Genomic DNA, 11,372 nt, shown 5'->3' with positions numbered 1-11,372 from the left:
TAATAAGTATATACTCTAACGGACAAGGTAGGTACACAAATGGTTAGTATAAAACTTATATTAATAATGTTTATAAAAAAACTGTATGAATTCAAGATATTTCCCTATTCATACAGTTTTTCTCATGCAAAAGCCTATATATTTACAAACGTCTCATTTATGGACTGGCTATCAATTTATAAAACACCAATAGATTGCTTTTTTCCCGGAAGAACCTTAATGGCAATTAAGGCTGAAATCAACATTATTGAGAATGCAACTAAATACATAGGTGTATATCCAAAGTTTTCTTGAATTGTACTAAACATTCGTGGATATATAAAATTAGCTCCTGCAGATCCTAGTACGCTTACAAAAGAAAATGTACCTGCAACTAATTCTTCATCAACGACTTCTCTAATATATTTAAATAAGAACGTTAAATAACATCCATACATTAATCCGTGCAATTGATCTCCTAAAACAACTAAAATCAAAGATGATGTTGAAAACATCAATATTCTAATGGTTCCTATAAGAAAAGCTATTATTAAATATTTTTTAGGATCTTTATCTTTTAAATACTTTCCAACAAGAATAAATGATATAAATTCAACAAAAACTCTTGAAAATATAGATTTACTATATATAGCGTTAGCCAAATCTGCATTTCCAGTTATCTTTATTAGATAAGTTGAATATGCAAATTCTATTGCTGTATAAGTTCCAATAATCAAGATGTTAATCACTCCAAGAATTATTGAGTTTTTATTTTTAAATACAGCACTTAGCCTTGCTTTTTTCTTATTTGTATCCGATTTATTATTCTTAAACTTTATAGCTATTAAACTTATAACTATGCCTGTCATTAAAATTCCAATTACATGAATAGTCCTAAAACCATATCTTAAAATTATAGTGCCACTTAGTAAAACTACGCACCCAAATCCAATTGATCCCCACTTCCTTATTTCAGAATACTCTATATTATGATTTACTGCTATTTCTTCAACATATATTTCATATACAGTTCCAACTGTTTGCACTATAATCCCATAAAGGACAGCGTAAAAATATATAATAGCTTTGTTAACGAACATTAGAAATATTATCATTCCAACTAATGCGCACAAGTGCGTAATTATATGTAGTTTCTTATTTTTTCTTAAAGACAATTTATTCACTAAGAATTGTTGAGAAATAATTGCAAACAGTGCTCCTATGGATACTACATTCCCAACTTCGCTTAATGATAATCCAATTATTTGATTTAAATAAGGCACATAAAATGTTGTCACTATACTCATCACTCCGTAATTCATATACGTAGTTAGTGAGTAATAAAATTTATCCTTGCTTTTCATATGATACTCCATTCGTTTATGATTAGTTTTATAGTATCGGTGATACCAATCTAATTAAAGATTCCTTAATTCTAAGAGAAAAACTTCTCCCGTCATAAATTTCCTTTGTTATTTCCTCCGAAACGCTAATATCCTCCTTAAATTGTAATTCACCAGCTGCCGCAATTCTATCATCATAAATGAATGCATTTACTTCAAAATTAAGTTTAAAACTTCTGATATCTAAATTAGCAGTTCCAATGCTCATCACTGTCCCATCTGCAACTATTGTCTTCGCATGAATAAATCCATTTTGATAACTATATAATTTTACACCCGCTTCGAGTAATTCGCCCACATAAGAACTCGCTGCCCATTGCATAAAGAAATGATCTGGTTTTCCAGGTATTATTATTTGAACATCTATTCCTGATAAAGCAGATATTTTTAGAGCTTCTAATATAGGAGAATCAGGTACTAAATAAGGAGTTTCTATATATAAATTCTTCTTTGCATTATTTATTAGCTTCAAATAGGAATTTCTAATATACTCTTCTTTATGGTCTGGACCACTAGTTACAATTTGTATCCCCACATCTCCTAAATTTTTATTAAACCCTTCTGAATACCTATTGTAGTCATTTATTTCTTCACCAGATGCATGCCCCCAATCAAGCAAAAACCTTTCATTTAAAGCATTAACTGCATCTCCCTCAATTCTCACATGTGTATCTCTCCAAAACCCAAACTCTGGATCCTCATTTATGTATTCTTTACCAACATTAAATCCTCCAACATATCCGTATCTCCCATCAATCACTACTATCTTTCTGTGATTTCTATAGTTTATACGGGTATTTATATGTGGTAAAATTCCCGGAAAGAATAATGAAAACTTTCCGCCAGCCTCTATATATTCTTTAAGTACTTTTTTGGTTAACATGCGTGACCCCATGCTATCTACCAATAATCTGACTTCTAAACCGCTTTTAACTTTTTTAGTTAATTCATCAATTATCTTTTTACCTAAGGTGTCTCCTCTAAAAATATAATATTCTACATGAATGAACTTCTTTGCATTTTTTATATCTTCAATTAATTGTTTAAATTTTTCTTTTCCGTTTACATAAACATTAACTTTATTATTAGTTGTATATTTTGCACCTGAATGGTTAAAGTTTAATCTTCTCAAGTCCGCAAATTTTTCTCCACCATCGTGGCAATGATTACTTAAATTATATTTATCATTTAATTTTTTTCTCTTCTTCTCATCAAACTTTATTTTCTCTTTAAAGATCTTTTGCCTACTTAAGTTCTGCCCAAACAAAATATAAACAATAAATCCAAGGCCTGGTAAAATCATTAATATTAGAAGCCACGCCCATGTTGTAGTTGGGTCTTTTCTCTCTATAAAAATTAGTGATAACGAGAAAAGAATATTCAGTACTAATATTATGACTGTCAAGCCTAACAGTATATTCATATAGATTCACTTCCCTCTATATTAAACTCTTATCTATATATGGTATCGTATTAATTAAATTCCTATCTACAATAAAATTTATTACACACATATATCTACTATAAGTATTTTATCATAATAACTGATTCTAGGAAGATAATATTTACTTTTCATCGAACTTAATATCTTTAAATCACTTTAACTTTTAACATATTATAATAATATTATTCCAATATTTAATAAAAAACATCACTAATCCTCCCATAACCTTGCTTGATATCTAACTTATCAAATCACTACCTAAAAAGTCAACTTCTTGACTTTTTTAGATTTTTTAATATATAATATTATTAAAATTTTATATCATGCGATGAATAGGAGTATTAGTAATAGTTATATCTATAAGAGAGCTGTTGGTAGCTGTAAAACAGTGTTATATTATTATGAACTTGCCTAGGAGCTTACTTGTTAAAGCAAGTACGGTAATACCGTTAAAATATTAAGTGAGAAGATTTGATTTATTCTATTTCTTCTAATTAAGAGTGGTACCACGGAAATTGCGCTTTCGTCTCTTTAGTTTAGAGACGGAGGCTTTTTTAGTTAACAGTTAATATATAACAGCTAACTTATAATGTTAAATTTAAGGAGGATAACAATGGCAAATTACGGAACTAAGATTGATGAAAAATGGCAAAAGTTTTGGGAAGAAAATGAGGTTTATAAATTTAATCCTGAAAATTTAGATAAAAAGCTCTATACTTTAGAAATGTTCTCTTATCCATCAGGAGCTCAACTTCATGCAGGGCACTGGTTTAACTATGGTCCAACTGATTCATGGGCAAGACTTAAAAGAATGCAAGGCTATAATGTATTCCAACCAATGGGCTTTGATGCATTCGGATTGCCAGCTGAAAACTATGCAATAAAAACTGGAATACACCCACAAGATTCTACTTTAAAAAACATAGAAACTATGGAGAAACAATTAAAATCTATGGGGGCTATGTTTAACTGGGAAAATGAAGTAGTTACTTGTCTTCCTGATTATTATAAATGGACTCAATGGTTATTCCTAAAACTTTATGAAAAAGGTTTAGCTTACAGAAAAAAAGCTCCTGTAAATTGGTGTCCATCTTGTAATACAGTTTTAGCTAATGAGCAAGTTGTTGAAGGAACCTGCGAAAGATGCAGCACTGAAGTTATGAAAAAAGACCTTACTCAATGGTTCTTTAAAATAACTGATTACGCTGATGAATTACTTGATAAATTAGATGGTTTAGATTGGCCTGAAAAAACTAAATCTATGCAAAAGCATTGGATTGGAAGATCTTATGGTGCACAAGTTACTTTTAAGGTTAAAGATTCAATTTTAGATTTTGATGTATTCACTACAAGAGTTGATACTTTAAATGGTGTAACTTATGTAGTTTTAGCCCCTGAAAATCAATTAGTTGATCAACTAACACTTCCAGAATATAAAGAAGCTGTGGAAAGCTATAAAGAAGCTGCTGCTAAACAATCTGACATTGAAAGACAATCAGTTTCAAGAGAAAAAACAGGTGTATTCACTGGATCTTATGCTATAAATCCTATCAATGGAAGAGAAGTTCCTATTTGGATTTCTGATTACGTGTTGGCTACTTATGGCACAGGATGCGTTATGGCTGTTCCTGCTCATGATGAAAGAGATTTTGCTTTTGCAACTAAATTTAATTTACCAATTGAAAGAGTTATAACAAATAAAGATAATACTGATCCAGAGCTTCCATACTGTGAATATGGAATACTTGTTAACTCAGGAAAATTTGATGGATTAACAACTGATGACGCTAAGAAAAAGATTGTTGAAGAATTAGAAAAAGATAAATTAGGTTCAATGAAGGTAAACTTCAGACTAAGAGACTGGTTAGTTTCAAGACAAAGATATTGGGGTGCTCCAATTCCAGTTATATACTGTGATGATTGCGGAATAGTTCCAGTACCAGAAAAGGATCTTCCAGTAAAACTTCCTTATGATGTTGAATTTACTCCAGATGGTAAATCACCATTAAGTAAATCTGAAGATTTTATAAACACTACTTGTCCTGTTTGTGGAGGTCATGCAAAGAGAGAAGCTGATACTTTAGACACTTTTGTATGTTCATCTTTCTACTATTTAAGATATGCAGATAATAAAAATGAAGATGCACCTTTTGACCCTGAAAAGATCAACAAAATACTTCCTGTAGATAAATATGTTGGTGGACCAGAGCATGCCTGTATGCATTTACTATATGCAAGATTTGTAACAAAAGCTTTAAGAGACATGGGATACTTAAACTTTGATGAACCATTCTTAAGCTTAACTCACCAAGGATTGATCTTAGGACCAGATGGACTTAAGATGAGTAAATCAAAGGGAAATACAATTTCTCCTGATGACTACATCAAAGAATATGGCGCTGACGTATTTAGAATGTACTTAATGTTTGGATTTGGGTATACTGAAGGTGGAGCATGGAGTGATGATGGAATAAAATCTGTTGGTAAATTCGTAGATAGAATTGAAAGAATTCTAGAAACATGCCGAACTATAATAAATTCAAATGAAAATACTAAAGATTCTATTGATTCAGCTGAAAAAGAACTAAACTTCTGGAAGCATACAGCAATAAAAGGTGTTACTGAAGATGGCGATAAAATGCAATTTAACACTGCAATAGCAAGGCTTATGGAGCTTACAAATGCTCTTAATAAATATAATCAGGAGAATGTTAAAAATACAAACTTCTTGAAAGAAACTATAACTGATTTTGTAAAACTACTTGCACCATTTGCACCTCACTTTGCTGAAGAACAATGGAGCTTACTTGGAAATAATTCAACAATCTTTAATGAAAAATGGCCTGAATTTGATCCTTCAGCTTTAGTTAAAGATGAAGTTGAAATTGCAATTCAAATCAATGGTAAAATAAAAGCTAAAATTATGGTAGCTTCTAATTTAGATGAAGAAGGAATAAAAGCTGCTTCATTAGAAAATGAAACTATTAAAGAAAATACTGAGGGCAAAACTATAGTTAAAGTAATCGTAATTAAAGGAAGACTTGTTAATATAGTTGTAAAATAATAGAGCGGCCAATTGGCCACTCTATTATTTTTTATAACTTAAATTTCTCTTTAAAATATTTTATATTTACTTTTAATTATATAAATTTACTGGATTCCTAGAACCCCTATACTTTTTCACAAGTACTGTTTTAGGAGTATCTGGAAATATCCTAGTTATTGAAGACAACAGACTATTATTTAAATAATCATAAGATTCATCTGGCGAATATTCCTTATAAATTTCATTCCACACATTATTTGTTTTATCATATGGTCCATCAAAAACCTGATTAGGGTCACTCATAAGTACTATATTCCGAGCGCATGCCAAAATTAGAGCCCCTGAAAAAATATCTATTTTTTCAGCTTCATCTATAATTACATAATCAAATAACTTCCAACCATTCATACTCTTTTTAAAGGAATTAATTGACGTTATCACAGCTTTATTTTTTTTAATTGTATCCTCTGAATTATTACCTTCCTCATTTTCTAATATTTCAGCATCTGTTTTCTTACTATATCTTTCATATAGAATTCCTTTTAATATACTTAAAGAATTTTCTTTATGATATATTATTTCATCTTCAATAATATATCGATCCAGCTTATTTTTTAAGCTTTCAATTTCTACATCTAACTCCGATATTTTCAACTGATTATATCTATTAATAAGCAACTTTTTTACATTTTCAAATTTGTTGTTATAGAATCCAAATTCAGAAATACCATATTTAAACAAAAATCTAATCTTATTCAAAAATTTTATGTATTTATCCTTTTTAATGAGCATCGTGTATTCTTCCAACAATAACATGATTTTATCTGCGCTTTGGAGTAATATTGAGGCCGGAAGAGTTATCTTTTTTCCATTATCAGGAATCGAAATCTCATTAAGTAAATTTGCTTTTTCCATTTGGATTAAGGACAGCTTATCCTCATTTTCTAACATTTCTCTCAAAGTATTTTGGATATCTTTAAGTTCTCCTCTTTCCTTATGCAAATTTCTTTTTTCAAATTGGCTTCTTTTTAAAGAAAGCCACTGCTCTATTTTATCTTTACTATAATCACTTTCATTATCAATTATATTATCTATAATAAAATCCATATCAACTTTATTAAGAATTTCAACAAATTTTAAAGCAAAAAAATCACTCTCAGATATAATTGCAACTGTTTTATCATTTATTACTGCATTTAAAACAATATTTAATATGGCATCTGTACTACTCGATACGGACGAACCCTCAATAATACTGATTTTATTGTCAAAAGCAGTCTGTACTGCTTCTTTTTGGCTAAGATTAAATCCGAAAGGAATTATTTTAAAGTTATGGTCTTCCTCTTTTTCTGCTGCCTTTTTATTTAAGTAATTTGCTAAAACACTATTATGATCTACCTCTTCTATAAATTGAAACGAACTTTTTACTTCACCATCTTCATTCTCTAACTCCATATGACTTGATAGTTCTTTCAAATATTTAAAAGCTATATTATCATTAAAGGTTTCATTATCTTCTTTTTCACCGCTTATTAATACTTCTTCAGTTTCAGCTTTATCTTTATTCTCTTCTTGAGGAATGTCGTTTTTTATATCCAAAGTAATTATACCTCATATCTCATTTAAATTATTAAAATACATATACTACATATATTATCTATTTTATACCAAATCCAACCTTCTGCCAATAGTATTGCTTTAACAATTTTTAATATAACATTTTGCTGTTGCCTCTGTAGAACTATTGCACTTAACTACGGTCACAAGATACTTTACCTGCTTTGGAATAATTTTAGAATCACCTTGCTTCAAATGGACATCATACTACTCCTGAAAAATGCTAGGAATTAAACCTATATCCCGTACCCCAAAGAGTTTCAATATAATCGGGGTTTCCAGGGTCTTTCTCAATCTTCTTTCTTAGTTTCTGTATATGAACTGCAACAGTGGCTGTATCTCCATAATATTCTTCACCCCATATGTTATCAAATAACTGATCTTTAGTAAAAACTATATTAGGATTAGAGGCTAAGAAAACTAAAAGTTCATATTCTTTTGTTGTTAGAATAACTTCTTTTCCATTTACGAAAACCTTATGAGAATCTGTCATTATCTCTAACGCCTTATGAATAATAACACTAACTTGAGTTTTATTTCCAGATAACCTTTCATATCTGATTATATGAGATTTTATTCTGGCCACTAATTCTGCCGGACTAAAGGGTTTGGTTAGATAATCATCGGCTCCAAATCCTAAGCCTTTTATCTTATCAATATCATCACTTCTTGCTGACACAATTATTACAGGTATTTCATATTTTTTTCTAATCTCTTGTACTATTGAATATCCATCTTTACCTGGAAGCATTAAATCAACAATAATAAGATCAAATATCCCCATAAGGGCTCTTTTTAAGCCTTGGCTTCCATCTTGAACTATTTCTACTTTATAACCATTTAATTGAAGATATTCTTTTTCTAATTCTGCAATATTTATATCATCTTCAATAATTAATATTTGTTTCATGCGCTTGTGTTTCCTCCTCTTTATTATTTATTGGGATCTCTATAGTAAACTTACTTCCTTTTCCCATGATGCTAGATGCATAAATTTTTCCTCCATGAGCTTCTACCATTTCCTTTGCAATTGCGAGTCCTAAACCTGTACTCATAAAATCTTTTGTACGTTCTGTATCTATGCGGTAAAATCTATTAAATATATTTGAAAGCTTATCTTCTGGAATTCCAGGCCCATTATCTTTAATTTCTATCTTAATCCATTCATTATTATTACTTAATTCTACTTCTATTATTGCATCTTCTTGCCTTCCATATTTTATAGCATTTCCTATAACATTTCTAATCACTTGATATATTCTTTTTCCATCTATATTAACCTCTAATTCTTCTAACAGCCTATCTTCAAATTTAAATTTAATATTTTTTTCTTTAAGAACAAAATCGAATTCTTCCATAAGATCACTCATAAATGGTCCAAATTTAATCGTCTCAAAGTTAAAATCTAATTTCTGCATATCTAATTTTGAAAATAAAAACAAATCATCTATAAGATTATTTATATAAGTAGTATTATTAAGAATTATATTTAAATAATTGTTTACCTTATCTGGTGAAGTAACAACCCCATCCACTAATGCTTCAATATATCCGTTAATTGAAGTAATAGGTGTTTTTAAATCATGAGAGATATTTGCTATGAGGGCTTTTCTATTTTCTTCATATTCCAGTTTCATCTTTTCAGATTTTTTTAGAGTTTCAGCCATTTTATTAAAATCATATATTAAAATTCCAATTTCATTATATACGTCATTATCAATATTTACATCATAATTGCCTCTGGCTATCTGTTCAACACCATCTTTTAATTTCTCTATAGGTTTCATAATTCTTTTCTCCATCCTCATGGTGATATATATATGAGAACTTTGATAAATAACAAAAATCATAGCGAAAAATATAGTAACCGCCTTTACATCTACAAATTTAAATATAGAAAAAACAAGCAGTATGCTTATTAAAATTCCCGTTGGACGCATCCATCTTAAATATCTATGTATTCTATTAAATTCATTAAATTGTTTATGATGAGATTTATGATGCAATTTTTGATGCTCATAAACTAATTCATAACGCATTTTATTTAATTCTTTGAGTTTTTCAAAGTATTCCTGATGTTCTTTTTCGAATTTATTATGAAAATGAGAATGAATTCTTCCTCTAAATCTTCTAATGTTTGCCACCACCTTAAAATAAATTTCAACTATTGTAATGATTATAACATTAACAATTAACTTTTGATAAATTAAATCCACATATTAATAACTTTAACAAAATGACTTCTATGAGATGCTTAAATTTTAATTATGAACAAAACTACTTATCTGATTAAAAATAAAAATCTCTAAATAATTAAGTTTTTACATCAATTATTTAGAGATTTCTGAATTTTAAACCTACTTACTATTAATAAATATTTATTTTTTTCAATAGATTCTTAACATCACTTGCATATATATATTTATCATCTTCTCTAATCATAACTCTAGTGCGACATTTAAAACATTTATTATCACAATGTGTTGTCTCAAATTCAATCCCTCTATTTTTTAAAGCTTCAGTTAATTCATTATATTTTCTAGTGTTATTGCAAATAATATACTTTGGCATTACTAACTCCTAACTCAATTAATTTACCAAACTAAATCTAATGATCCATTTACAGTATTTTCACCTTTAGAGGAAATTTCTACTTTTTCAACTTCATTGTTTTTATTTGCATATATTTTTAATACAGTATCGCTATTTTCAGAACTTAATAATTCTTTTATAAACTTATGATGTTTATGAAAACCTCTATCATCACTTTCCTTCATTTGTTTTATATGCTCCATTATCTTTTCTTCATCTATTCCTTTATGGAATTCTTTATGCATGTCCTTGATTTCTTTAAATACTTCTTTCAATTCCAAAGAAATAATAGCTTTTTCATCCTTCTCTTCTACTTGTACATTATTTAATAAATTTAACATAAATGTAACTTTTGAAAGACCTCCCTTTATTCCACCATGACCACGCATTCCGTGCATGTTCATCCCGTGATTATGCATATGCATTCCTCTATGGAATCCATGATGTGGACAATTCTTTATATTAAATTCTGAGCTGCTTTCATGTTTTACCTTTTTACCTTCTGCATCAAAATCAACATTTATATTAGCTTTTGTTTCTCCACTTTTAGTATTAGTTTCAAATTCATTAGAAAATGATAATACTTTCACATCACCTTTAGCTGCTTCCAATTTTACATTTCCTTTAAATACCTCTTTATCCTTCATAGTTTTAAACACATCATATAATACTTTAATTTTATTCATTTATAACGCCTCCTAATATTTTCAAGGATTTATTTCCTTGCTTGTTATGAGTTCATTATAAAATCCAATTTTAAAAATCCTTTAAAGCAATTTTAAAAATTTTATAAACAATTTTAAAATAATACAAAAGACGAGAGTATATAAAAATGATACCTATGTTTTAGCACAAAAAGTGCTAAATCTATAGATATCATTTTTAAATTTCAATATTTTGTTTTTACATTTTATAAACTTAGTCAAATGAAATTAAATAAAAATTCCAATTTGCAGCAAATGAACTTGTTATTTATTGGAATGTGCCTTATTTTACATTACATTTTGTGGAGTTCCTTTTAACCATTTTTCAATATTATCAAAAACAATGACCGCTCTCTTTTCAAAAGCTTCTGCTGTAGCAAAAGCAACATGAGGAGTTACTATTAAGTTCTTAGCTCCAAATAATACATGATTAACTGGTATTGGTGGTTCAACTTCAAACACATCTACGCCTGCGCCTGCTATTTTTCCACTGTTTAACGCTTCTGCAAGTGCAGCACTATCTACAACGGGGCCTCTTGCTGTGTTAATTAGAATTGCACTTTCTTTCATTAATAATAACTTTTCAC

General features: G+C 29.0%; 9 protein-coding genes and 1 other annotated feature. Of the genes, 1 reads left to right on the top strand and 8 read right to left on the bottom strand.

Annotated features, from left to right (window positions below; translation table 11 throughout):
- Positions 1-176: 176 nt before the first annotated feature.
- Complete coding sequence (locus CLCHR_RS22540; RefSeq protein WP_079442149.1) at positions 177-1,343, bottom strand: MFS transporter; 1,167 nt, start codon at positions 1,341-1,343, stop codon at positions 177-179.
- A gap of 28 nt (positions 1,344-1,371) precedes the next feature.
- Entirely contained in the window at positions 1,372-2,805 is a 1,434-nt protein-coding gene (cls, locus tag CLCHR_RS22535; protein WP_079442148.1) for a cardiolipin synthase, read from the bottom strand.
- Positions 2,806-3,145: 340 nt separating this feature from the next.
- Positions 3,146-3,360 (top strand) — a binding site (T-box leader).
- A gap of 79 nt (positions 3,361-3,439) precedes the next feature.
- Here cls and leuS point away from each other — a divergent pair.
- Positions 3,440-5,890 (top strand): leucine--tRNA ligase, encoded by a 2,451-nt coding sequence (gene leuS, locus CLCHR_RS22530; RefSeq protein WP_079442147.1) that lies wholly within the window; start codon positions 3,440-3,442, stop codon positions 5,888-5,890.
- Positions 5,891-5,962: 72 nt separating this feature from the next.
- On the opposite strand, the gene CLCHR_RS22525 is transcribed toward leuS, so the two are convergent.
- The 6 genes from CLCHR_RS22525 to CLCHR_RS22500 all read right to left on the bottom strand — a co-directional run.
- Entirely contained in the window at positions 5,963-7,471 is a 1,509-nt protein-coding gene (locus tag CLCHR_RS22525) for a DEAD/DEAH box helicase family protein (protein ID WP_079442146.1), read from the bottom strand.
- Between the two features lie 241 nt (positions 7,472-7,712).
- Positions 7,713-8,399, bottom strand: a complete 687-nt coding sequence (locus CLCHR_RS22520; RefSeq protein ID WP_079442145.1) for a response regulator transcription factor — start codon at positions 8,397-8,399, stop codon at positions 7,713-7,715.
- A complete protein-coding gene (locus CLCHR_RS22515) occupies positions 8,377-9,528 on the bottom strand; it encodes a sensor histidine kinase (protein WP_169896869.1) in 1,152 nt (383 codons plus the stop codon). Before CLCHR_RS22515 ends, CLCHR_RS22520 begins: the two co-directional genes overlap by 23 nt.
- A 328-nt stretch (positions 9,529-9,856) precedes the next feature.
- On the bottom strand, positions 9,857-10,060 hold the full coding sequence (locus tag CLCHR_RS22510) for a hypothetical protein (RefSeq protein ID WP_079442144.1): 204 nt from the start codon (positions 10,058-10,060) through the stop codon (positions 9,857-9,859).
- A gap of 23 nt (positions 10,061-10,083) precedes the next feature.
- Complete coding sequence (locus CLCHR_RS22505) at positions 10,084-10,767, bottom strand: hypothetical protein (protein ID WP_079442143.1); 684 nt, start codon at positions 10,765-10,767, stop codon at positions 10,084-10,086.
- Positions 10,768-11,073: 306 nt separating this feature from the next.
- Positions 11,074-11,372 (bottom strand): NAD(P)-dependent oxidoreductase (locus tag CLCHR_RS22500; RefSeq protein WP_278337026.1); only part of this gene is annotated, 299 nt, incomplete at its 5' end.

The organism is Clostridium chromiireducens, from assembly GCF_002029255.1.
GTDB lineage: Bacteria > Bacillota > Clostridia > Clostridiales > Clostridiaceae > Clostridium > Clostridium chromiireducens.
This window is presented reverse-complemented; position numbering and strand designations above follow the sequence as displayed.